The sequence below is a fragment of the Ruegeria sp. H7 genome, from assembly GCF_056532945.1.
The window spans coordinates 608,090-629,695 of sequence record NZ_JBQFNZ010000001.1; the positions used below are offsets into that span (position 1 = coordinate 608,090).

Annotated in this window: 22 protein-coding genes and 1 tRNA gene; 5 read left to right on the plus strand and 18 right to left on the minus strand. The window is 58.7% G+C overall.

Going from position 1 to position 21,606, the window contains the following annotated elements:
• The first annotated feature begins 1 nt into the window (after position 1).
• Both ACR0AC_RS02870 and ACR0AC_RS02875 read left to right on the plus strand, forming a co-directional pair.
• Complete coding sequence (locus ACR0AC_RS02870; protein WP_170452207.1) at positions 2–838, plus strand: 5-deoxy-glucuronate isomerase; 837 nt, start codon at positions 2–4, stop codon at positions 836–838.
• Complete coding sequence (locus ACR0AC_RS02875) at positions 835–1,674, plus strand: class II fructose-bisphosphate aldolase (protein ID WP_480625691.1); 840 nt, start codon at positions 835–837, stop codon at positions 1,672–1,674. Before ACR0AC_RS02870 ends, ACR0AC_RS02875 begins: the two co-directional genes overlap by 4 nt.
• Positions 1,675–1,719: 45 nt before the next feature.
• On the opposite strand, the gene iolB is transcribed toward ACR0AC_RS02875, so the two are convergent.
• The 11 genes from iolB to ACR0AC_RS02930 all read right to left on the minus strand — a co-directional run bounded on the left by iolB (position 1,720) and on the right by ACR0AC_RS02930 (position 12,215).
• A complete protein-coding gene (gene iolB / locus ACR0AC_RS02880; RefSeq protein WP_170633679.1) occupies positions 1,720–2,526 on the minus strand; it encodes a 5-deoxy-glucuronate isomerase in 807 nt (268 codons plus the stop codon).
• A gap of 45 nt (positions 2,527–2,571) precedes the next feature.
• On the minus strand, positions 2,572–3,753 hold the full coding sequence (locus ACR0AC_RS02885) for a phytanoyl-CoA dioxygenase family protein (RefSeq protein WP_170633681.1): 1,182 nt from the start codon (positions 3,751–3,753) through the stop codon (positions 2,572–2,574).
• Between the two features lie 49 nt (positions 3,754–3,802).
• Positions 3,803–4,702: a myo-inosose-2 dehydratase gene (iolE, locus tag ACR0AC_RS02890; RefSeq protein ID WP_480780285.1), complete on the minus strand. Its 900-nt coding sequence runs from the start codon at positions 4,700–4,702 to the stop codon at positions 3,803–3,805.
• A complete protein-coding gene (gene iolD, locus ACR0AC_RS02895) occupies positions 4,699–6,531 on the minus strand; it encodes a 3D-(3,5/4)-trihydroxycyclohexane-1,2-dione acylhydrolase (decyclizing) (protein WP_480871862.1) in 1,833 nt (610 codons plus the stop codon). Before iolD ends, iolE begins: the two co-directional genes overlap by 4 nt.
• A gap of 152 nt (positions 6,532–6,683) precedes the next feature.
• Complete coding sequence (locus tag ACR0AC_RS02900; RefSeq protein ID WP_170452219.1) at positions 6,684–7,502, minus strand: ATP-binding cassette domain-containing protein; 819 nt, start codon at positions 7,500–7,502, stop codon at positions 6,684–6,686.
• 1 nt (position 7,503) lies between these two features.
• Entirely contained in the window at positions 7,504–8,616 is a 1,113-nt protein-coding gene (locus ACR0AC_RS02905) for an ABC transporter permease (protein ID WP_480871865.1), read from the minus strand.
• Positions 8,617–8,690: 74 nt separating this feature from the next.
• Positions 8,691–9,632 (minus strand): sugar ABC transporter substrate-binding protein, encoded by a 942-nt coding sequence (locus ACR0AC_RS02910; protein WP_170452223.1) that lies wholly within the window; start codon positions 9,630–9,632, stop codon positions 8,691–8,693.
• 123 nt (positions 9,633–9,755) lie between these two features.
• Entirely contained in the window at positions 9,756–10,769 is a 1,014-nt protein-coding gene (gene iolG, locus ACR0AC_RS02915; RefSeq protein ID WP_480871867.1) for an inositol 2-dehydrogenase, read from the minus strand.
• A gap of 559 nt (positions 10,770–11,328) precedes the next feature.
• Positions 11,329–11,405: transfer RNA gene (locus ACR0AC_RS02920), tRNA-Arg, on the minus strand.
• 21 nt (positions 11,406–11,426) lie between these two features.
• Positions 11,427–11,903, minus strand: coding sequence for a GNAT family N-acetyltransferase (locus ACR0AC_RS02925; RefSeq protein WP_170452227.1), 477 nt, complete (start codon positions 11,901–11,903; stop codon positions 11,427–11,429).
• Positions 11,904–12,215 (minus strand): ETC complex I subunit, encoded by a 312-nt coding sequence (locus tag ACR0AC_RS02930; RefSeq protein WP_170452229.1) that lies wholly within the window; start codon positions 12,213–12,215, stop codon positions 11,904–11,906. It lies immediately after the preceding gene.
• A gap of 381 nt (positions 12,216–12,596) precedes the next feature.
• Between ACR0AC_RS02930 and uvrB the strand changes: the two genes are divergently transcribed.
• Positions 12,597–14,783 carry an excinuclease ABC subunit UvrB gene (gene uvrB / locus ACR0AC_RS02935; RefSeq protein ID WP_170633691.1) on the plus strand — a complete coding sequence of 729 codons (2,187 nt, stop codon included), beginning with the start codon at positions 12,597–12,599 and terminating at the stop codon, positions 14,781–14,783.
• Positions 14,784–14,789: 6 nt separating this feature from the next.
• Here uvrB and ACR0AC_RS02940 read toward each other — a convergent pair whose 3' ends face one another.
• Both ACR0AC_RS02940 and ACR0AC_RS02945 read right to left on the minus strand, forming a co-directional pair.
• A complete protein-coding gene (locus ACR0AC_RS02940) occupies positions 14,790–15,317 on the minus strand; it encodes a hypothetical protein (protein ID WP_170452233.1) in 528 nt (175 codons plus the stop codon).
• Positions 15,310–15,669, minus strand: a complete 360-nt coding sequence (locus ACR0AC_RS02945) for a hypothetical protein (protein ID WP_170452235.1) — start codon at positions 15,667–15,669, stop codon at positions 15,310–15,312. The genes ACR0AC_RS02940 and ACR0AC_RS02945 overlap by 8 nt, the downstream gene beginning before the upstream one ends.
• Positions 15,670–16,364: 695 nt before the next feature.
• Here ACR0AC_RS02945 and ACR0AC_RS02950 point away from each other — a divergent pair.
• Positions 16,365–16,793 carry a hypothetical protein gene (locus tag ACR0AC_RS02950; protein ID WP_480625686.1) on the plus strand — a complete coding sequence of 143 codons (429 nt, stop codon included), beginning with the start codon at positions 16,365–16,367 and terminating at the stop codon, positions 16,791–16,793.
• Between the two features lie 24 nt (positions 16,794–16,817).
• Here ACR0AC_RS02950 and ACR0AC_RS02955 read toward each other — a convergent pair whose 3' ends face one another.
• On the minus strand, positions 16,818–17,234 hold the full coding sequence (locus tag ACR0AC_RS02955) for a hypothetical protein (RefSeq protein ID WP_170452238.1): 417 nt from the start codon (positions 17,232–17,234) through the stop codon (positions 16,818–16,820).
• A gap of 120 nt (positions 17,235–17,354) precedes the next feature.
• Between ACR0AC_RS02955 and ACR0AC_RS02960 the strand changes: the two genes are divergently transcribed.
• The gene (locus ACR0AC_RS02960; RefSeq protein WP_170452240.1) at positions 17,355–17,837 is read left to right on the plus strand and encodes a pyridoxamine 5'-phosphate oxidase family protein; all 483 of its coding nucleotides are present in this window, start codon (positions 17,355–17,357) and stop codon (positions 17,835–17,837) included.
• Positions 17,838–17,840: 3 nt separating this feature from the next.
• Here the strand turns inward: ACR0AC_RS02960 and ACR0AC_RS02965 are convergent, their stop codons facing one another.
• From ACR0AC_RS02965 to ACR0AC_RS02980, 4 genes are all read right to left on the minus strand, one after another.
• A complete protein-coding gene (locus ACR0AC_RS02965; protein WP_170452242.1) occupies positions 17,841–18,248 on the minus strand; it encodes a universal stress protein in 408 nt (135 codons plus the stop codon).
• A gap of 64 nt (positions 18,249–18,312) precedes the next feature.
• Positions 18,313–18,639, minus strand: a complete 327-nt coding sequence (locus tag ACR0AC_RS02970) for an antibiotic biosynthesis monooxygenase family protein (protein ID WP_170452244.1) — start codon at positions 18,637–18,639, stop codon at positions 18,313–18,315.
• Between the two features lie 122 nt (positions 18,640–18,761).
• Positions 18,762–21,047, minus strand: coding sequence for a glycosyl hydrolase family 28-related protein (locus tag ACR0AC_RS02975; RefSeq protein WP_480871872.1), 2,286 nt, complete (start codon positions 21,045–21,047; stop codon positions 18,762–18,764).
• Positions 21,048–21,184: 137 nt separating this feature from the next.
• On the minus strand, positions 21,185–21,586 hold the full coding sequence (locus ACR0AC_RS02980) for a DUF4864 domain-containing protein (RefSeq protein WP_170452248.1): 402 nt from the start codon (positions 21,584–21,586) through the stop codon (positions 21,185–21,187).
• Between the last annotated feature and the right edge of the window lie 20 nt (positions 21,587–21,606).

Sequence of the window (21,606 nt, forward strand, 5' to 3'; positions counted from 1 at the left end):
CATGCATATCGCGCCCTATGACAACCAGAACAAACCCATTGTGGATGCCGACGATCCGACGGTGCCGCTGAACTATTTCAACATCGTCAAACTGCGCCGTGGCGAGGCGTTCGAATATCAGGTACCGGGGTATGAGACCTGCATCGTGCCCGCCACCGGCAGTGTGGATGTAGATGTCGAAGGGGCGCATTTCCCCAAGCTGGGCAACCGGGGCGAGGATGTCTGGGATGGCGAGCCCGAGGGCGTTTACGTTCCGGTCGGGGCCAAGGCACAACTGGTCTGTGTATCGGACGAGGCCGAGGTTTTCGTCGCGGGCGCGAAGTTCGACAAGGTGCTGGATCCGTTCGACGTGCGCGAACATGACCTTGTGCAATATGGCAGCGATGACACCAAAACCCATCGTAAAATCAAACACATCCTTGGCCAGAAACAACATGACAAGGTTGGTCGCCTGCTGGTGAGCGAGTTGTTCACGGTTGGTCAGGGCGGCTGGTCAGGTTTCCCCAGCCACAAGCACGACACCAACCGCCTGCCGGATGAATCGCGCCACGACGAGACCTATAATTTCCGCTTCAAACCCAACTGGGGCTCGGGCCTGCAAATGCTGCAGCGCGAGGACAACGAGCCGGGCGATGCCTACCACATCGTCGATGGCTCGACGATCTGCATCGACAAGGGTTATCACCCCTGCTGCGTGCTGCCGGGGTATGAGATGTATTACTTCACCATCCTCGGCGGTCTCAGCCAGCGGTCTCTGGTGCAGTATTTCCAACCAACACATGCCTATCAGATCGAAACGATTCCGGGCATCAAAGACATGATCGCGAAGTTCAAATGACCCTCGTCACTCTGAAAGACGTCCTGCAACCGGCCTACGAACAAGGCTATGCCGTGGGCGGGCTTGTGACCCTCGGCTGGGAAGACATGCGCGCCTATGTGGCCGCGGCCGAGGCCGAAAATGCCCCAGTGATCCTGCAAGCCGGACCCAGCTGCCGCGAGCACACCCCCCTGCCTATTCTGGGTAAGATGTTCCGGCATCTGGCCGAGAACGCTTCGGTGCCGGTAGTGGCCCACCTGGATCACGGCTATACGTTTGAGGAGTGCAAGATCGCACTGGACAGCGGCTTTACCTCGCTGATGTTCGACGGATCGCGCAAGCCCCTGCAGCAGAACATCGACGAGACTGCCGCAATTGCCGAGATGGCCCACGCGGCAGGCATTTCCTGCGAGGGCGAGATCGGGTTCGTGGGTTATTCCGGCGGCGAAGGCTCGAACGGGACCGACCCGACCGAGGCTGCGCAGTTCGCCCGCGACAGCGGCGTGGACGCGATGGCGATCTCGGTCGGCAATGTCCATTTACAGCAAAACAAGGAAGGCGGGCTCGACGAAGACCGCATCCGCCAGATCGACGCCATGACCGAGGTTCCACTGGTCATCCATGGTGGTTCAGGCGTGCCGGTCGAACAACGCGCGCGCCTCGCCCGCGAGACCGCAATTTGCAAGTTCAACATCGGAACCGAACTGCGCATGGCCTTTGGTCAGGCCCTGCGCGAGGCCGTGAATGCAGACCCCGACAGGTTCGACCGCGTGACCATCCTGAAGGAAACGCATGACCCCGTCGAGGCTGCTGCTCGCATGGTGATCCGCGCTTTTGGTGCGCCGTCGCAGCGATAGAAGCAAAAAGGCCCCGGAATGGCGGGGCCCGGTATCCAGCAGGCGCTAAGCGTCACGCTCCATGATCCATTCGACCTCGGGGGCCGGGACGAACCGCCATTTTCGCAGCGGCCCGGCCATGACGTTCAGGTAGTACATCTCGAACCCATAGGGCGCGCCGCAGGGGTGGTGGCCGCGCGGGACGGTCACGACGTCGCCATCAGACACCGCCATAGTTTCATCCAACTGGCCGTCATCGGTATAGACCCGCTGAATGCCGAAGCCGTTGGACGGGTTCAGGCGGTGGTAATAGGTCTCTTCCAGATAGGTGATGCGGGGGTAGTCGTCCTCGTCGTGACGGTGGCTGGGATAGGACGACCAGTGGCCGTTTGGCGTGAAGACCTCGGTCACCAGAAGGCTATCGGCGTAGTCCTCGGCCTCCATCGCTATGTTGTTGATATAGCGCGTGTTTACGCCCTTTCCGCGTTCGGTCAAGGTTATGCCATCGGGGCCAATACGCCGCGCCGCATGACCGCTTTTGCCCGGTGCCGAACAGACGGCGATGACACAATCGGTTTCTGCCACCGCTTCCCATTCGGTTCCGTTCGGCAGGTACAGGCAATGCGGTGGCGTCTTCTCGAACACGTTCATCCGGTCACCCAGAACACCCCAATCCTGCCCGGCCCCGGTGATCTGTGCCTTGCCCTCGACCATGACCAGAATGACCTCACGATCACCGGTGGCCTCAAACGCCGTGTCACCGGAACGCAAGTGATAGAGACCAAACCCGACATACCGCCACCCGGCGCTGGCCGGGGTGATATCGTGAACCTTGCCGCGCGTGCCGAAGGGTTTCTTGAGCAGATCTGCCATTTTGTTCTCCTTGCGGGCAGCCATTCGGGCCGCCCGATTGTTGTTTCAGGCAGCTTGCCTTTGGTTCAGGGCCGAAAGAACCTTGGACAGTTGCGCCTCGGTCCAGCCTTCCGCAACAGCGCAGCGCAGTATGTCCGCCTGGCTTTCAGGCGCGTTGCCTCCGACCGGAGGGTCCGTGTCGAGATTAGTGGGGAAGGGATAGCCCTCAGCCGTGGCCGCAATCGCGGCCTCCAACTGCGCAGCGTCCAACGCCCCGCGCTGCTTCAAGGCAACCAGAGACGGGAACACCGCCAGCGACATCGCCTGACGATCCACCGCCTCCATCGCACGCCCGAAGGGTGATGAGATTTGCAGCAGGTTCGCCATGCGGTGAATGTCGGCGCTGCGGTTCTCGCCCGCCGCGTGGAACAGGGCCGGGTTGAAAAACACCGCGTCGCCCTTTTCCAGTGGGAGCTGGATATAGCTGTCCTCGAAATACGCCCGGTGGGCTTCGTCGTGGAAGGCCAGATAGCCCGGCGGGTAGAGCTGCGAGAACGGCAGCAGCTTGGTCGGACCGCTTTCTACCGGCATGTCGCAATGCGCAACTGCACCCTGCAGCGTCAGTGAGGCTGTTACCAGATGCGCATGGGCCGGGTATCGGGCCGCACTGTCCGCGCTTTGAAACCCGAGGTGATAGTCCCGATGTGCCTGTTGCGCCTTACCGCCGGGACGCACCTGATTGATCTGTGCCGTCACCTGATAGTGCGGCCCAAGCCATGCTTCACAAGCCGCCAAAATCGCCGTGTTCCCGAAATAGAGCGCAAAGCCTTCGGGGTCGCGCAGGCACTGTTTTTGCAAGGCGTTCCAGATCCGGTCATTCGCGCCTGAGGCGGCGAAATGATCACCCTCACCCGCCCCGCTTAGGCGTTCTTGCTCGATAATCTGACGAAACACATCCGTCGCCCGATCAATGATCGAGGTGTCCGGATACGCCCCTTTCAAAGCGATCACACCGGCGGATTTGTCCAGAACCCAAGCCCACTCCGCCAGCAAAGCCCGGCGTGTGTCGGGCTGTTCCAACATCGGACGCAACGCCTGCATGTCATAGACGGGCACGTTCTTTTCGACGGAGGCTGCAAAAGGCACCGTTTCAGCCAAAAGGTTCTGAGAGGTCAACACCTTGAATTCATCCAGATCACAGGATTCCCGGTCGAAATAGCCGACATATCCAAGCTGTTGAGTCACCATGACAGTCTCCTTTCTCATGGCTTTTGGTGTTGCCCCTTGGGGCTGGGTGTTACGCCGTGATCTCCAATCCCGCGCGTGTGCAGACGTCGACAATGTGGTCGTAGCCCATCTTGGAATACTCATAGGGCGGTGCCTTGGCCGGGTCCTGCTCGGCCTCGACCACGATCCAGCCGTCGTAATCCATCGCTTTCAGCGCGTTTGCGACCGCCTGAAAGTCGATGCAACCATCGCTTGGAACGGTGAAAGCGCCGCCGACCACCGCATCCAGGAAAGAATGGTCATTCTCGCGAGTTGTCTGCACGATCTGAGGGCGGATGTCCTTGAAATGCACGTGATGCACCCGGTCGCCCCAGCGGTTCAGGGTCGCCATCACATCACCGCTGCCAAACAGCAGATGGCCGGTGTCAAAGCACAGGTTTACCTCGGGGCCCGATCCCTCCATCAGCCAGTTCACGTCATCCTCGCTTTCGATGATCGTGCCCATGTGGTGGTGATAGGCCATCGGCATCCCCTGATCGGCCATCCATTTCGCCAATTCGGTGATCTTGGCCGCGTAGGCCTTGACCTCATCCTTCGACAGTTTCGGGCGATGATTGACCGGAGTGCCCATCTGCCCCTGCACGGTGTTCGAGCATTCGGCATAGACAATGCACGGGCTGTTCAGCGCAACAAACTGCTCGACCTGTTCACGCACCGCCTCACGTTCGGTCGCGAAGTCGTTGACCAGCGACGCACCGGAACACCAACCGCCGCACAGGGCGATGTCGTTGCTATCGAGATAGGCGCGCAACCCTTCGGTGTCGCCGGGCATCCGCTGGCCGCGCTCGATGCCTGTATAACCAATCTCTCTGGCCTCTTTCAGCGCCTGTTCCATGGTATAGGCCGCCGTCAGGTCGGGCAGATCGTCATTCTGCCAGGCAATCGGAGAGATACCGATCTTCACGCTCATTTCGTATTTCTTTCCTTGATCGCAACTTCATAGGCCGCGCGTTTTTCGTTGACTTCGGGGCGGATTGAGACCTCGGGCACAGCGACTTCCCACCAGGTACCGCCATATTCGGTGGACGGGTAGGGATCGGTGTCGATGACCACCACATAAGGCCCTTTGATGTCGGCGCGCTTGGCCAAAGCCTCTTCCAAGTCAGCAATCGAGCTGACCTTGACCGAGGTCGCCCCCATCGCCGCCGCATGTGCGGCAAAGTCGATGGCCGACGGTGTCTCATGCACCGCGTGATCCAGCAGATTGTTAAACTCGGCCCCGCCGGTGCCCATCTGCAAGCGGTTGATACAGCCAAAGCCCCGGTTGTCGGTGATGACAACAGTGAAGGACACGCCCATCATCGCGGCAGAGGCCATTTCCGAGTTCGCCATCATATAAGTGCCGTCGCCGGTAAAGCAGATCACGTCGCGCTCGGGCTCGGCCATTTTGATGCCCATCGCACCTGCGATCTCGTACCCCATGCAGCTGAACCCGTATTCCATGTGATAGGCACCGGGGCGTGGGGCCTTCCACAGCTTGTGCAACTCACCGGGCATTGTTCCAGCGGCGCACATTACAACCGTGTCGTTATGCGAGGCACGCTGAACCGCGCCAATCACCTGCATGTCGGTAGGCAGAGCATTCCCGTCACCGGGCGCGTCGGTCAGCTTGTCGACCTTGCCGAACCAATCGGCTTTCAGGGTATCGGCCACTGGATCGGCGCTGTAGCCCTGCAAGCCTGCGCCCAGCTCTTGCAAACCCACGCGCGCGTCGGATTGCAATGGCATCGCCCCGTGCTTTTCGGCGTCATAGGCTGCGGTGTTCAGGCAGATCATCTCGCGTTCGGGGTTCGAAAACAGGCCCCATGACCCGGTGGTGAAATCCTGCAACCGCGTACCAACCGCAAGAACCAGATCAGCCTCGGCGCAGACATCATTGGCCGGTTCTCCACCGGTGACGCCAATGGGCCCCAGATTCAATGGATGGTCCCAGGCCAAGGCCGATTTGCCCGCCTGCGTTTCAGCGACGGGGATGTTGTGGGTTTCAACAAAGCTTTGCAGCGCATCGGTCGCGCCCGAGTAATGCACCCCGCCTCCGGCTACGATGACCGGGCGCTTCGCCGCCTTGATCGCGGCAACGGCGCGGGCCAGTTCGCCCTCGTCCGGGCGGATGCGGCGCTGATACCAGACGCGGGGCTCAAAGAAGCTTTCGGGGTAGTCGTAGGCCTCGGCCTGCACGTCCTGGCAGAAGGCCAGCGTCACCGGACCGCAATCTGCCGGGTCGGTCATGGTACGGAAGGCGCGCGGTAGCGCGGTCAACAGGTGTTCGGGCCGCGAGATACGGTCATAGTAGCGGCTGACCGGGCGGAAACAGTCATTGGCGCTGACCGTGCCGTCGCCAAAATTCTCGATCTGCTGCAGCACCGGGTCCGGACCGCGCGAGGCAAACACATCGCCGGGGATGATCAGTACCGGCAGTCGGTTCGCATGAGCCAATGCCGCCGCTGTCACCATATTCGTGGCCCCCGGCCCGATGGATGAGGTCACGGCCATCGCCCGCGTGCGGCGCATCTGCTTGGCATAGGCAATCGCGCAATGGGCCATGGTCTGTTCGTTGTGACCGCGATAGGTGGGCAGGCAGTCTTTGACGGCGTGCAAAGCCTCACCCAGACCGGCCACGTTGCCATGGCCGAAAATGGCCCAGACTCCGGCGATATAGGGCTCTCCGGCCTCATTCATCTGCGCCCCGAGATAGCGCACCAGAGCTTGCGCCGCGGTCAGTCGGACTGTCTTGCTCATCATGATCCCTTTCAACACGAAGCCGCCATGGGCTTTAGGTCGGTTTTCACATTTCTGAAGGTTCCAGGCCACCCAATCTGACCTGTGATTTATGTGTGGCCTTGCACCACTGAATGATCGGGCGCCCCGCATGCCTGCGGGGCACCGGTGTTTTAAACGGTCCCGCCCAGCGAACCTTCCAGTTCGGCCAGTTCCTGACCGCCAGCCATAAGGTCCTGAAGTTCCTCAGGCGTGATCTCACCCCGTTTGGCCGTGCCCAGCGTCTGTCCCCGGTTCAACACGGTAAAGCGGTCGCCCACCGCCAACGCGTGGCGGACGTTGTGGCTGATGAACACGACGCCCACACCCTGACTGCGCACCTTGTCGATGGTCGCCAAAACGTTCGAAGTCTGACGCACCCCAAGGGCCGAGGTCGGCTCGTCCAGAATCAGGATCTTCGCACCGAAATGCACGGCGCGGGCAATCGCAACTGTCTGACGTTCCCCACCCGACAGCGTGCCGACGGCCTGATCCGGGCCACGCAGGTTGATGCCCATCTTGCGCATCTCTTCCATGGTGATCTCATCCGCCAGCTTCTTGTCGAAGAAGTTGATCCCGGCCACTTTGCGCGTCGGTTCATTGCCCATGAAGAAGTTGCGGCTGACGCTCATCAACGGGATCATGGCCAGATGCTGGTGCACCGTGGCGATACCCGCTGAAATCGCGTCGCGCGGGTCTTCGAAATGCATCGGCCTGTCTTCGAAGAAAATCTCGCCCGCGGTGGGTTTGTGCACACCGGACATGGTTTTGATGAAGGTCGACTTACCTGCGCCGTTATCTCCCAGCAGGCAATGGCATTCCCCCGGTTTCAGGTCGAAACTGACGCCAGCCAGCGCAATCACCGAACCAAAGTGTTTCTGAATGTCGACCATACGGATGATCGGCTTTTGCTCTTGCGAGTCGCCGTGGTGGAATTTGGTGTCTTCGGTCATCTCAGCGTTCTCCTGTGATGATGCGACGGATATAGGTGTTCAGGATCACCGCACCCAGCAGGATCACGCCCAGAAACACCCGGAACAGAGAGCTTTCGACGCCTGCGAAGAACAGCCCCTGCTGCACCACACCAAAGATCAGCGCACCCAGCGCCGCCCCCAGAACCGAGCCGTAGCCGCCGGTCAGCAACGCGCCACCAATGACCACGGCGATGATCGCCTCGAACTCTTTCAGCAAACCACGATCCGCCCCGGCCGAACCGAACTCCATGACCTGACAGGTCGCAAATACGGTGGCGCAGAAGGCGGTGAACATGAACATCAGGATTTTCACCTTGTTCACGGGCACACCCGAGTTTCGCGCGGCCTCGGCATCGCCACCGGCCGCAAAGATCCAGTTGCCAAACTTGGTTTTGGTCAACAGCACATGGCCAAAGATAATGATGACAATCGCCCAGACGATCAGCATGGGGATACCGTCAACAACAGGTTGGCCGGCGCGCGTACCGCGTTCGAACGTGGCGATAATGCCGTTGTCGCCCAGCCAGACGAACAGCCCCTGCAGAACTTTCCCGCCAAAGATCGGGGCCAGCCAGTCGCCTTCTGCCGCGTCGCGGATACCGCCGATGATGGTCTTGTTCTCGAAGGTTTGCGGCAGATAGATGGTAAAGCCCCGCAGCACGAACAGCGCCGCCAGCGTCACGATAAAGCTGGGCAGCCCGGTGCGGATCACGATCCAGCCGTTAAAGGCACCGATCAGCATGCACAGAATGAAAGTCACAATGATCGAGATCCAGGCGGGCCAGCCCAGGATCACCAGAAAGATGGCAATCATCATGCCCGAAAAGCCGATCATCGAGCCGACGGACAGGTCGAATTCACCCGCGATCATCAGCAGGCACGCGCCGACAGCGATAATCATGAACTGAGCGGACACGGTGCCCCAGTTCATCACGCCCTGCGCGTTGAACATGCCGGAATCAGCGGCGAATAGAAGAAAGAAGGTAAAGACTGCGACGGTTCCAACGATCCCGCCCAGTTCGGGGCGGATCAGCCAGCGGCGCAGCGCGGACATTTCCTTGACGCGTTCGTCAACGACTTGGGTGGTGGACATGGGGTGCCTCCACGATTTGAAAGGTGCGGATTGAAGTCAGGCGGGTGGCGCGCCCTGGCGCCACCCGGTTGGGATCAGCGGTATTCGCCCGCGTGTTCCTCGACTTTTTCAAGGGCGTCTGCGGTCACAAAACCGGGGCCCGAGTTGATGTTGTTGCCCGGCAGAACGCCGTAGCGATGGTAGTTGGTCAGGATCACAACCGGCAGATACGCCTGCAGGAAGGGCTGCTGGTCGATGCCCCACTGAATGGTGCCGTCCTTGATGCCTTTGACGATTTCCTCACCCAGATCGAAGGTGCCGAAATAGATGTCACCGGCCATGCCGTTTTCCTTCAGCGCCGCCACGGTGGGATCAGCCGACACCGGACCCAGAGTCAGTATGCCATCGGTATCCGGGTTTGCGGACAGATAGGCCAGAACCTTGTTCTTGATTTCCGCCGGGTCGGTGCCGCTGTCCAGCATCGCATCGCCCAGTTCAACACCCAGACCATCGGCAAAGCCACGGCAACGCTCGCCCACCGTGGGCTGCTGGATCGCGTGGTTCACGCACAGGAATTTGGTAACGCCGTCACCTTTTGCGCGCTGACCGGCGGCAAGACCGGCGTCATATTCGGGCTGGCCGACATACATCAGCGCACCAACCTCGCGCGCCTGATCCGGCGTGCCGGTGTTCATGATGATGACGTCGATACCCGAGTCCACGGCAGATGTGATCGGGCCTTTCAACACGTCATAATCGGCCAGAGTGGTGATGATCCCGTTCGGCCCCGAGGCCGCCGCCTGATCAATGATCCGCGCCATGTCGGCGATGTCGCCGGTGGGCGGGTTGCGATACTCGACCTCGACACCCATCTGATCACCCGCCAGCGCGATGCCGTTCTTGATCGTGTTCCACCAGCTGTCGCTGTCCGGGGCATGGCTGACCAGGATGTACTTTTCGCCTTCCGCCGCAGCGCCCGTGGCCGCCGCAACCGCCACAGCACTGGCCATCAGCACTCGTTTCACAAACTTGTTCATTTGGTTTCCTCCCATAAAAACCGTCTGTTTTTGTCCTGGGCTATCCGCCCCATTCACTCGGTCGGACCGAATCTGTCGTAGCCGGAAGTGGTACCGAGCCGTTTTCAGTTTGAAGAAATTCGCTCATTTTGCAACCGGTTTCAAAATTTCCGCCATTTGGACGGGTGCGCCCGAACGTGCGGATTGCGTTGCCGCTTCGGCCATGGCCAGCGCAGCGACACCGTCATCCAAAGTCACCGGAACCGCCGCGCCCGACGTTGCGGCCTGGACAAATGCATCCCATTCGGCCCGATACGCAGGCATATAGCGTTCAAGGAAAAAGTAGGTAGGCTTGGCCCCGACAACGCCGTCCGACGTCGATTTGACCACCGTATTTTCCAACATGTTCTGGGCCTGCAGCAGTCCCTTTGATCCCAGCATTTCGACCCGTTGGTCATAACCATATGCCGCACGGCGCGAGTTCTTGATGACCGCGATCCGACCATCGGCGTAAGTCATTGTGACAACAGCGGTATCAACATCCCCGGCCTGCCCGATCTCAGGGTCCACGACCGAGGACCCGACGGCGGAAATAGACGTAGGGATTTCCCCCATCAGATAGTTCGCCATGTCAAAATCGTGGATCATCATGTCGCGGAACAGCCCGCCCGAAACCTTGATGTAGCTGACCGGCGGGGGTGCAGGATCGAATGAGGTGATCGACAACAGCTCAGCCTTGCCAATCTCACCTGCGTCGGCAGCGGCCTTCATCGCGGAAAAGTTGGGATCAAACCGGCGGTTGAACCCAATCATGACAGGTGGCTTGCGCCCGGCCACAACAGTCTGGCAGTCAAGCGCCCGCTGCAGGTCCAGATCGACCGGCTTTTCGCACAAAACCGCCTTGCCTGCCTGCGTTGCAGCCTCGATCAGATCCGAATGCGTGTCGGTCGGCGTTGCGATCAGTACCGCATCAATATCCGGGTTATCGATAATTTCGTCCGAGCTTTGCACCTGCGCGCCATGCGCCTCGGCAAGTTGCGTCGCGGCTTCGGCCATTGCGTCCGACACCGCACATAGCTTGCTTTCCGAATGCGACGTAATGGCTTGCGCGTGGACACGTCCGATACGACCAGCACCAAGCAGCCCGACCTTCAGCATGTAATTCTCCCGAATCTTACTTGGCGTCACAATGTTGCTCTTTGCAACCGGTTGCAAGATTTTTTTTCGGGATGCCACGAGGAAACAGGCAAACACAGGCCAAGCGCCTTTTGACGGATGGGAATCACCCGTCGGACTCACGCCTAAGGTTGGCCCTGTTTTGATCAAAGGCCCCGAAAATCGCTCGAATTTTGTGGGGAATCGCAGAAAATCCGACCAGAAAAGGCGATCCGTACGGGAATCCCCCAATATCCGAGGCCTTAGACTTGGGCTAATTTGAGGTCAGCGGATTACACTACCACTCAGTAACCCCTTACGAGGGGCTGGCTTGACCCCCTCACCCAGCCCCTCACCCTCCCCCAAGGCCAAAAGAAAATGGCGCGTTTGAAACAAACGCGCCAAGTGTCTTGGGGAGAACTTTAAAAAAACTCACGTCATAAAACCAACTGACGCCAACTCATCAATAGGGTCACTTTGACTGATTCTGTGGGGCCGGTCAGTGACCCGGATCACACAAACGAGATTTCGCGCGCGATGGGTCGGTTGCATCGGTTGGAAATGGCGATCCCTGAAGGACTCGAACCCTCAACCTGCTGATTAGAAGTCAGCTGCTCTATCCAGTTGAGCTAAGGGACCGCTGCGCCCTTCTTGCGGTTTTTACGGGCGGGGTTCAAGGCCCAAGCGCATGAAGGCGCTGTTGGGATCATCCTCATAGCCGTAGATCGGGCCGCAATAGGAATATCCCAATGCTTCGTACAGTTTGCGGGCGCCGTCATATTCCGGCAAATGCGCCGCGCCGGTTTCCAGAACCAGCGCGGATAACCCTTCCGACCGGGCGTGTTCCGCAAGATGATCCATCATCGCGCGCGCAAGCCCGCGTCCGCGCGCTTGTGACAGGATGTGCACCGATTTCACCTCGGCCGTTTGGTCCGGCAACAGCTTCAGCGCCCCGCATCCCACCGGTTGATCGCCGTCATAAACGGCCCAAAACCGGATCCCCGACCCGGACAGCGCATCGGCATCCATTGTATGATTGCTTTCCGCAGGGCCAGCCGTTTGGCTATGGGCAAAATGCGCCTCGACCACCGGGCGCAAAGCGTCCGATGTGGGGTCGGCCTGACGAATGTCGATCACTCAGTGCGTCCAGGGGCCGCGCCGGTCGGTGGCGAAGTTCTCGCCATAGCCCCGGGCGCGCAGGTTGGGTTTGCGCTTATGCGGCTCGCTGACCTGCGCCTCGATACCGTTATCCTTGGCGTATTCCAGCGCCTCTTCCTTGGTATCGAATTTCAGCCGAACCTGAGTCTGCGTGTCATTGGACGAGGTCCAGCCCATCAGCGGATCAACCTCGCGCGCCGAGGCGGGGGCATATTCCAGAACCCATTTGCGGGTCTTTGCCATGCCCGAGGTCATCGCATTTCTTGAAGGCTGGTAAATCCGTGCGCGCATGTCGCCTCTCCGTCCTCACTTGGCTGATCATGTTTATGCGCCACGCGAGCGGCGCGGACAAGTCCGCAATTGTCGCGGGTTTCAGCGATCCGACTGATGCCAGAAACTGTCATCAACGTGGCCTAAAAGGGGTTCAGCTCATGATGAGGATTGCAACTTGATCCACCACGAAAGAACCCTTGAAATCGATGCCCGGCCCGAGGCCAATCGGGCCGTTCTAAGCCGGTTTATGAACACTGATGAATTTCCGCCACAGGTGCAATCGGATCAAACCCCGGACGGTCGGCTTGCGTATTACTGAAAGGCGTTTTCAAAACCAGATCAGGACTTGCAGTTGGACAAAATAAGAACAAATGTAAGGGCCTGACCCGGAGCCTGCCCATGCCCTATGCCCATTCCGACAAGACCCAACTGACCGTCGAAGACGTCCGCGCGCGCCTTAAACTGGAAGGCGGCAAACAGTTCGTAATGCATACCGAGTTTGCCCCCGCAGGCGACCAGCCGACCGCGATCAGGGAACTGGCCGGCGGCGTTCTCGACGGCGAGCGCGATCAGGTTCTGCTGGGCGCGACCGGGACGGGCAAGACCTTCACCATGGCCAAGGTGATCGAGGAAACCCAGCGCCCCGCCATCATCCTTGCCCCCAACAAGACGCTAGCGGCGCAGCTATATGGTGAGTTCAAGGGCTTCTTCCCCGAGAACTCGGTGGAATATTTCGTGTCCTACTACGACTACTACCAGCCCGAGGCCTATGTGCCGCGCTCGGACACGTACATAGAAAAAGAATCCCAGATCAACGAACAGATCGACCGGATGCGCCATTCGGCCACGCGGGCGCTGTTGGAACGGGACGATGTGATTATCGTCGCCTCGGTCTCGTGCATCTACGGCATTGGCTCGGTTGAGACCTACGGGGCGATGACGCAGGACCTGAAGGTCGGCAACGAGTACGATCAGCGGCAGGTGATGGCCGATCTGGTGGCCCAGCAATACCGCCGCAACGATCAGGCGTTTCAGCGTGGCTCGTTCCGGGTGCGGGGTGACTCACTGGAAATCTGGCCCGCCCACCTTGAGGACCGCGCCTGGAAGCTGTCTTTCTTCGGTGAAGAACTGGAACAGATCACCGAATTCGACCCTCTGACCGGCGAACGCGCTGCGACGATGGAACAGGTGCGGGTCTACGCAAACTCGCACTATGTGACGCCGAAACCGACAATGCAGCAGGCGATTATCGGGATCAAAAAGGAACTGCGCATCCGGCTGGACCAATTGGTGGGCGAGGGCAAACTGCTCGAGGCGCAACGCCTGGAACAACGCACCAACTTCGATCTGGAGATGCTCGAGGCCACCGGTGTCTGCAACGGGATCGAGAACTACTCGCGCTATTTGACCGGCCGCGCACCGGGCGAGCCACCCCCGACCCTGTTCGAATTCATCCCCGACAATGCCATCGTCTTTGCCGACGAATCCCACGTTTCGGTCCCACAGATCGGCGGCATGTACCGGGGCGACTATCGGCGCAAATTTACGCTGGCCGAACACGGGTTCCGCCTGCCGTCCTGCATGGACAACCGCCCCCTCAAGTTCGAGGAATGGGACGCCATGCGCCCGCAATCCGTCTTCGTCTCGGCCACCCCCGCTAAGTGGGAGATCGAACAGACCGGCGGCGTCTTCACCGAACAGGTCATCCGCCCCACCGGCCTGCTGGACCCCGAGGTCGAAATCCGCCCTGTGTCGATGCAGGTGGACGATCTGCTGGACGAGGTGCGCAAAGTGGCCGCCGACGGCTTCCGCACGCTGGTCACGACGCTGACCAAACGCATGGCCGAGGACCTGACGGAATACCTGCACGAACAGGGCATCAAGGTCCGCTACATGCACTCGGATATCGACACGCTGGAACGCATCGAAATCCTGCGCGACCTGCGGCTTGGGGCGTTCGACGTACTGGTCGGCATCAACCTGCTGCGCGAGGGGCTCGATATCCCCGAATGCGGTCTGGTTGCCATTCTGGACGCGGATAAAGAGGGGTTTCTGCGGTCCGAAACCTCGCTGATCCAGACCATCGGCCGCGCCGCGCGTAACGCCGATGGCCGGGTTATCATGTATGCCGACAAGATCACCGGTTCGATGGAGCGCGCCTTGGGCGAAACCAACCGCCGCCGCGCCAAACAGCTTGCCTATAACGAGGAACACGGCATCACGCCTGAGACCGTGAAAAAGAATGTCGAGGACGTTCTGGCCGGTCTCTACGAAGGCGACGTCGACATGAACCGCGTCACCGCCACCATCGACAAACCGATGCACGGTGCCAATCTTGAGGCCCATCTGGACGGTCTGCGCGACCAGATGCGCAAAGCCGCCGAGAACCTGGAATTCGAAGAGGCCGCCAACATCCGGGATGAGATCAAACGTCTGGAAGCGGTCGATCTCGCCGTCGCCGACGACCCCATGGCGCGGCAATGGGCGGTTGAGAAGGCATCCGAGGATGCGGTGAAATCGCGTGGTCGGTCAACGGCTGGGAGGCCGGGGCAGCGGGGTGGGAATGTGAAAAGGCGGAAGAGGTGATAGCCTCTACTTTTTTTCGCCAAGTGGCTTCAAACCCAGGGTATCTCGATAGGCATTTATCGCAAATTCTCGCTGCGCCAACCACTTTTGTCTCTCAATATCCCAGGTTTTTAGAGCTACCTGTTCAGTCGCTCTCGCTCGTTCATACGAACCGATTACCGTGCCAAAGAGAAGCATCAATGAAAATGCCAAAACAGAAGCTGAAACGTTAACGGCTTTGTTTGCTTCCTTTGTGATCAAAAATATCGCCAACCCGCCAATAAACGTCAATGCTACCGGCAAAACATTACCTGCAGCGGCAGTACGGCTACTACCCATAAGTAACCCGATAACGCCTGCCAAACATCCAAAAACCAGAACAAGTCCTAAAATCGTTCCGTAAGAAACGTCCATTTTGGCTTCGGCGCTAACGCATCTGTCCCTCACCAAATTGAACAAAAACAACGCTAAGACTGAAGTTAGGGCCAGTGCTAAACTGCACCCAAACAATACTGCTGTTTTCTCCAAAGATAGTAACAAATCAATTTTATACATTGAGTTCATCCAGTGTTAGCCACGGGGCAAAGTTGTTTGGATCTCCGAATGCATCTGGTGATGGTTGGTTTGCCATGAAGCCCTCCCAGTCATCACCAAACTCAAGTGGGCTTTCGAAACAATTTAGCAGCTGTGTTGATTCATCTAAACTCAACGTCTCGCCGGATTTCCGTTTTAGTGTAAGTAGCTTACAGCCACCGCCTTCCTGCTCAAGCTCGCTGCTTTGGCCAGCCGATGCATCATCTTGCTCCGTTTCATCTTCGGCTGTTGAATCTGAAAACTGTGCGAATGTGGTTGTGCTGAATAGTGCAAATACCACAACTATTGATTGCAAATACAAACTACGTTTCATACCAAACCCTCAAAAACCAACATACCTTATCATCTTTTTTTGGCATCTCATAATCTTACCAAAGGCGCTGGATGGATTTTCAACTCATTCCTCCAATGCTCTCTAAACTCAAAAAAGGGGATATGACCCTTACCTACTCACAAACGTATACTAAGAACTTGCAGCCAAAACCCTTCTATTTCGCGTTTGAGATCACAAATTGTGGTTCCAAACGGTTGCCGTGACGCACCCCAACACGTTCTCTCTAGGCGTGAGATCTAATGCGCCATTCACCGAGTGCACGGCGCTCGTGTGGTACAGGCAAAGGACCAGGCGCGCTTCTCAGGAAAATCTGTCAGCAAGCGTAGGATGGGTGCTCGCACCCATCTTTTTTGTGATGAACATTGATGGGTGAAATCACCCATCCTACAGCCCGACACTACCCTTACAGCCCAACGCCCTCTCCTCCACGTTTGAAAAAACAGGTTGTGTTTTCAAAACGGTTGTCATGACGAACACCCCACACAGCCTGCTCGAATTCCAAAGCGCCATTGACCGGGTACGGGGCACCCGCGTGGTGCTGGCCGAGGATCTGGCGCAGTTTTATGAAAAATCCGTCAGCGCCTTCAATCAGGCCGCCTCGTGCACTACTAACGTCTGTCGTAAAGACAGATCACCACCCTTGCCCAAGGCCCATCGACAGCTAAGTTTCCGTCATGCGCCTTCTTCTGCTCACGATACTCCTCGCCACCCCGGCCACCGCATGGGAGGCCTCGGTGGGTCAAATCTGCACCCTGTCGCATGACACCGAACAGGCCGAAATCTTCCTGACCTACGACCCGTCCCAACCTCTCTATACGCTGACGGTCACGCAAAAGACCGAGGCCTGGACACAGGCCCCATGGTTTGCCATGCGGTTTGAGGGGCCGAACCCGATCGAAATTGCCACCTCGCGCCATGTGTTGTCGGACGGTGCGGCCTCGCTGACTGTCACGGATACCGGGTTCGGAAATGTGCTGGACGGGTTGGAATATAATCAGACCGCCTACGCCTTCACTCAGGACGGGGTGGCCGAGTTTCCTTTGGACGGTGCCGCGCCGCAGGTCCGCATTTTTCGCGACTGCGCCGGGGCTCAATTGTCCTGAGGTGAAGAAATCAGGCCGAACGGATCAGGGCCGCACGAATTTCGCGTTCCCCACAGCGCGTTGTGTTGCCGTGCCGGATGTGGGTGATTTGTTGGCGCGCACCTGACCTGACTTTTCGCACGAGACACCGTTGCGGTCCGGGTCATAGCGTTCGTGATACCCGGCATAACCTTTGCGGAATGGACCAAAGCCAAGCTTTGCGGGTGCTTCACAGCCTGACAGGGCGATGAGGTGCAGGATCGCTCCGTTCCGGTCGAACTCGGACATTCGGATGTAGATGTTCGCCGCAATCAGTGCGGTTGTCAGAGGTAAGGCCACGACCATCAGCCCAATGCGAAAAGGCGACAAAGCCCGCCGCCGCGTCGCGTCAGCGCGCAGGTGTCGCTTTGAGGGCTGCGGGTTCAGGTTATCCTGTTCCTGCGTGAGGCGATCCAAATCCATACCCCGTCTGTACACGCGATTTGTGGCAAAGCCGAGGCGGCGGCGACCCGACGGGCTGGAACTGTGTCCCTCAAACCCGTATCAAATGGTCACCTCTGACGCGACAGCAAACCGAGTGCGATGCCCAAGGCCGACCCATACCAACCCACGGACGACGCAGCGCGCAAGTTGGCGCGCGATCTGGTGGGCAGCGCTACTTTTGCCGCGCTGTCCTTTCTGCGCCCGGACAACGGCTTGCCATCATCGTCACGCATTGCACTGGCGACGGATGAGCAAGGGCAACCGATCTCGTTGATTTCAACGCTGTCCGATCACACCCGTGCTCTGCACGCGAACCCAGCCTGTGCGCTATTGATCGGAGAACCGGCGGACAAGGGCGATCCGCTGACCCATCCGCGCCTGACGTTGCACGCCACAGCACAGTTGGTCGCCCGAGGCACACCCGATCATGAGGACCTGCGCCTGCGCTATCTGGAGTTGCGCCCGAAAGCCAAGCTTTATGTCGATTTTGCAGACTTCGGGTTTGTTCGCTTTGACATCACCGACGGGCTGCTCAACGCAGGGTTCGGAAAAGCCTACCGTCTGAGCCCTGCGGATTTCTAGACGTCATCGGACCACGTGAACCGCGCATTTTGCGTGGCGCACCACATGCGTCGCGGTAGACCCCAACAGCAGGTCCTGCATCCCCGGCCGATGCGATGCCATGATGATCAGATCCGGGCTGTGTGCCTCGGCCCAGTCCAGGATACTGCGGCCCGAATGCCCCTCGATCACCAGCCCTTCGGCATTGGGCAGTTTTGCGGCAAGGTCATCCAGCTCGGTCTGAATGGCCTTGCGCGCTTCGGTCAGATATTCGGCGGGCATGTAGGAAATCGCATAGTTGGGAATATGCTCGACAACATGCAGCAAGGTGACCTTTGCGTCCGGTGTTGCCAATACCTCGGCCAGTTTGATCGGGCCGGACGTATCCCGTTCGGTGTCGAAGGAAATGGGGACAAGAATGTTGTGATACATTTTAGGGCCTCCGTTTAACCGCAGTCATAGTAAACCACGCGGAAATCAGAGGCCTTGATCCAGGTCAGGATCGGTCAAAGGTTTCGGCCACCTCGTACATGACCGGTTCGAAACTCTTGCATAATTCATTGAGCTTGCGGTTGCGGTCCCGCATCTCGGGCGTGCGCAACATGGCCAGGAAATCCTCACGGCGTTCCCACTGTGAATAGTTGGCAATGCGGGTCTGCGCGTCGTTCACATGAAGGCCCGCTGATACGAATCCCGGCTGCTTGGAGATAAAGCTGGAATAGGCATCCGTCAGCGCTTCCAACAGGTCCTGACAGGTTCCCGGTGTCATTTCAAATGTTGTAATGACGGTCTGCACGGTTGCGGTTTTGGCGATGGTCGGCATCTGATCCTCCTTTGGCTGATCTCAGCCTAGCACAGGAAACCTATAAGTCGCGCAATTCCTTGGATTCTTGTAATTTTGGCAAGAGAATGACGGCCGCCCGCTTGGGGCGACCGCCTGAGCACTTACCGCTCCATTCGCACCAGAACAGATGCCGTACCCCTCAGGTTTTCCTGCCACCGCAGGCGAACACCGTCTTCGTTGTTCCCCTGCTCGACATCGACATAGGGCGTGGCATAGCGAACTGTGCCAAGCGTACTTCTGAGCGCCCCCAGCGCGGTGACGGAATCGCAGCTTCGCGCCTTGCCCTTAAATGGCAAGCGGGCAGAGGTCCAAACGCTCCATGTCCCGGCAGCCGTGTTCTGTGTATGGCGAAGCCGAAGAGGGTTCGCTACTTTCTTGTCGATACCGTGAAAGGTGTTGTTCTGGAACGTCACATTGACGTGGCGATCCTTATTGAGGTCAGCAAACGTTGTATCCACCCGCTCGGCGCGTTCAATGTCGCTGCTGCTTGACCGGAACACGTTCCCCGTTACCGAAAGCCCGTTCAGAAAATGCCCCGGCCCATGGGGGCGGACCACGATATAGCTGAACCAGGGCGGTGCTTCGCTGGAATAGAAGATGTTGTCCGTGATGCTCATGGCGCTGAACGAATTGCCCGAAACATAGCTGGGTTCTGCGTCGCGCTCGTTGCTCCATTCGATAAAGCAGTTGTCGATGTAGTTCTGGGCAATGGTCGAGCTGTTGTAGGTGCCAATCATGATCAGGCCAGCGGTGCGAACGCCCTGCGGAATGCTGTCCCCCTGAAAGAAATGATTGCCCAAAATCATGTTGTTGTCGCCGCCCACCACGGCGAAATGCTTGAACCTTACGACGCGGTTATGGCGCAGCTTGATGTCATTCGCGTTTGTGTTCAGCGCAATCGAGTTACGCTCGGGCACGGTGAAGGATTCCTCGGCGGACAGGAACTGGCAATTGTCGATCAGCATCCCCTTGCACCCGGTCCCGGTTGACGAGATGCCGCGATCTTTGGGGCGGCTGATGAAACAATCGTTCAGCGAAAACGTGCTGCCCGACTGCGCCAGACGGATGGCGCTGCACCGGCTGTTGCACTGGAATTCGATTTGCTCCATGCCGAATTTGCGCAGCGTACTGAAGCCGCTGAAATCCAGCAGATATTTGAAGGACTGGAACGTATAGGTCTGCGTGCCCGAGGCGTCATAGATCGGCGCATTCAGCGTGATCTCGCCCGCACCGACATCCTTGGATCGCACGTAAATCTCGCGCCCCACGCCTGCGCCCTGCACCAGTGATCCAACAGGGATATTCGCCACATTGGCCACATCCGTAAGGCGGGTATTGTCGGAAGGGTCATAGGTGGCGACCGAGGTGAAGGTCTCGGTGTCCCAATCCGTGCTGCTTTTGACGTCGAACTGTCCGTTACGGATCACACGTCGGGTGGAGAAGCCTTGCTTGTTGGGCACAGCCGCCGCCATATCAATCGGCCCCGTCACCGCGACCTTGCGCCCGCCAAGATCCAGCGAGTCGTGGTCCGAGTTGTTCAGCAAAGCCTGAAATGCCTTTTTGAAGGCCAGTTCCTCATCCCCGAAAGCGGTGATGTAGGCAGGCAGATCGAAATTCTTGGTCAACAGCAGCATCTTGTCGTCGGGCATGGTCACCGTGCCTTCGAAATCCATCTCGGACGCCATGCTGGTATTTTCGGCCAAATGATACGTGCCCTGCGGAACATAAACCCGACGACCGCCCGCAGCCTGATCCGCCGCTTCGAACGCAGCCGAGTCATCGGTGACGCCGTCGCCAATGGCCCCGTAATCGCGCACATCCACAACGCTGATCATCTCGCGCAGGAACACGCCGGTCACATCCGTGATCTCGATGTCATCGACCCGCACCAGTGCGCCGTTGGCACCAAGGATATCCAGACCAAAATGGCCGTACAGCGCATCGACACCCCAGGGCATGTCCACCCCGGGGCGACGCCCGGAGCCGACGATTGCGGTGATTTCATGCACCGCCCCGTAGCCTGAAAGTTGCGTCGCCGGCCCCTCTTCGATCACGCCGGTCAGGTTTGTATCCCCGGCCCCGCCGGCCCAGGCCGCAATCCGAACCTCGGGCAACGGACCGCTGACGGCTTTGACCCGCGCCTTGATCTGCAAATAGCAACCAGGCAGCAGCGGTGTCTGGCCCATATAGCGCAATTGCTGCGTTGGATTGACCTTCAGAATCTCAAGACAGCCGCCAAAATCCGCATCCGCTGGCACAAATGCCCCCGTGCCCGACCCGGCATAGGTGGGAGAGCCCGGTGTCCCGTCCCCCGCAGACCAAACCCCCAGACCATCCGCGAATTGAGGCGGCATGAAAACGATGCCGTCGGTGATTGCCTTGTTCATAGAAATCCCTTTCCCAATCGCGCCGCACAGAACAGCGACACGTTCAAACCCTCAGCCCGGGTCCACCCCGAACGCGAAAGTCTGAGTATCCAAAAGGGATTAACTGCGGCTCATCCCACCGTGACGGTGGCGTTGCCTCAGGCTGATGGGTCGGAATTGCCCAGCAATTGCACGCCGTTGATTTTCCAACCGTTTTCCTGCTCGATCATCTGGTAGTCGAGAATGTGAACCCGGCCGTCACCATCCACGATCATGACCTTTTGCCACAGCGCGCCCGCAATCTCGCGCAGTTCCAGAAACCGCACCTCGGACGGCCGCCACACCATCGGATAGCCGTTGCGCACCATGGCACCAAAGTTGTCGGGATTCTGGAACAGGCGCTGGATATTCGGGCTGGCAAAGGTGAAGGCGGTGGCGAAATCATCGGCTTCGAACGCTTCGATCTGCGCCGCGATATTGGCCTCGATCTCTTCGCTCTGACCATAGGCACCCGAAGCCAGAGCGACACTCAGGGATACAGCAAGCAAAAATCGACGCATGGGGCCACCTCCTGACGGAA

What these genes read in the sequence shown, in the direction of transcription:
- ACR0AC_RS02905 (WP_480871865.1), bottom strand. Translation starts at nt 8,616, where the DNA reads ATGTCCACCACCCAAGTCGTTGACGAACGCGTCAAGGAAATGTCCGCG.
- iolD (WP_480871862.1), bottom strand. Translation starts at nt 6,531, where the DNA reads ATGAGCAAGACAGTCCGACTGACCGCGGCGCAAGCTCTGGTGCGCTAT.
- ACR0AC_RS02885 (WP_170633681.1), bottom strand. Translation starts at nt 3,753, where the DNA reads ATGGTGACTCAACAGCTTGGATATGTCGGCTATTTCGACCGGGAATCC.
- uvrB (WP_170633691.1), top strand. Translation starts at nt 12,597, where the DNA reads ATGCCCTATGCCCATTCCGACAAGACCCAACTGACCGTCGAAGACGTC.
- iolG (WP_480871867.1), bottom strand. Translation starts at nt 10,769, where the DNA reads ATGCTGAAGGTCGGGCTGCTTGGTGCTGGTCGTATCGGACGTGTCCAC.
- ACR0AC_RS02975 (WP_480871872.1), bottom strand. Translation starts at nt 21,047, where the DNA reads ATGAACAAGGCAATCACCGACGGCATCGTTTTCATGCCGCCTCAATTC.
- ACR0AC_RS02910 (WP_170452223.1), bottom strand. Translation starts at nt 9,632, where the DNA reads ATGAACAAGTTTGTGAAACGAGTGCTGATGGCCAGTGCTGTGGCGGTT.
- ACR0AC_RS02965 (WP_170452242.1), bottom strand. Translation starts at nt 18,248, where the DNA reads ATGTATCACAACATTCTTGTCCCCATTTCCTTCGACACCGAACGGGAT.
- ACR0AC_RS02980 (WP_170452248.1), bottom strand. Translation starts at nt 21,586, where the DNA reads ATGCGTCGATTTTTGCTTGCTGTATCCCTGAGTGTCGCTCTGGCTTCG.
- ACR0AC_RS02870 (WP_170452207.1), top strand. Translation starts at nt 2, where the DNA reads ATGCATATCGCGCCCTATGACAACCAGAACAAACCCATTGTGGATGCC.
- ACR0AC_RS02945 (WP_170452235.1), bottom strand. Translation starts at nt 15,669, where the DNA reads ATGAAACGTAGTTTGTATTTGCAATCAATAGTTGTGGTATTTGCACTA.
- ACR0AC_RS02960 (WP_170452240.1), top strand. Translation starts at nt 17,355, where the DNA reads ATGCCCAAGGCCGACCCATACCAACCCACGGACGACGCAGCGCGCAAG.
- ACR0AC_RS02970 (WP_170452244.1), bottom strand. Translation starts at nt 18,639, where the DNA reads ATGCCGACCATCGCCAAAACCGCAACCGTGCAGACCGTCATTACAACA.
- ACR0AC_RS02900 (WP_170452219.1), bottom strand. Translation starts at nt 7,502, where the DNA reads ATGACCGAAGACACCAAATTCCACCACGGCGACTCGCAAGAGCAAAAG.
- ACR0AC_RS02955 (WP_170452238.1), bottom strand. Translation starts at nt 17,234, where the DNA reads ATGGATTTGGATCGCCTCACGCAGGAACAGGATAACCTGAACCCGCAG.
- iolE (WP_480780285.1), bottom strand. Translation starts at nt 4,702, where the DNA reads ATGAGCGTGAAGATCGGTATCTCTCCGATTGCCTGGCAGAATGACGAT.
- ACR0AC_RS02875 (WP_480625691.1), top strand. Translation starts at nt 835, where the DNA reads ATGACCCTCGTCACTCTGAAAGACGTCCTGCAACCGGCCTACGAACAA.
- iolB (WP_170633679.1), bottom strand. Translation starts at nt 2,526, where the DNA reads ATGGCAGATCTGCTCAAGAAACCCTTCGGCACGCGCGGCAAGGTTCAC.
- ACR0AC_RS02950 (WP_480625686.1), top strand. Translation starts at nt 16,365, where the DNA reads ATGCGCCTTCTTCTGCTCACGATACTCCTCGCCACCCCGGCCACCGCA.
- ACR0AC_RS02940 (WP_170452233.1), bottom strand. Translation starts at nt 15,317, where the DNA reads ATGTATAAAATTGATTTGTTACTATCTTTGGAGAAAACAGCAGTATTG.
- ACR0AC_RS02930 (WP_170452229.1), bottom strand. Translation starts at nt 12,215, where the DNA reads ATGCGCGCACGGATTTACCAGCCTTCAAGAAATGCGATGACCTCGGGC.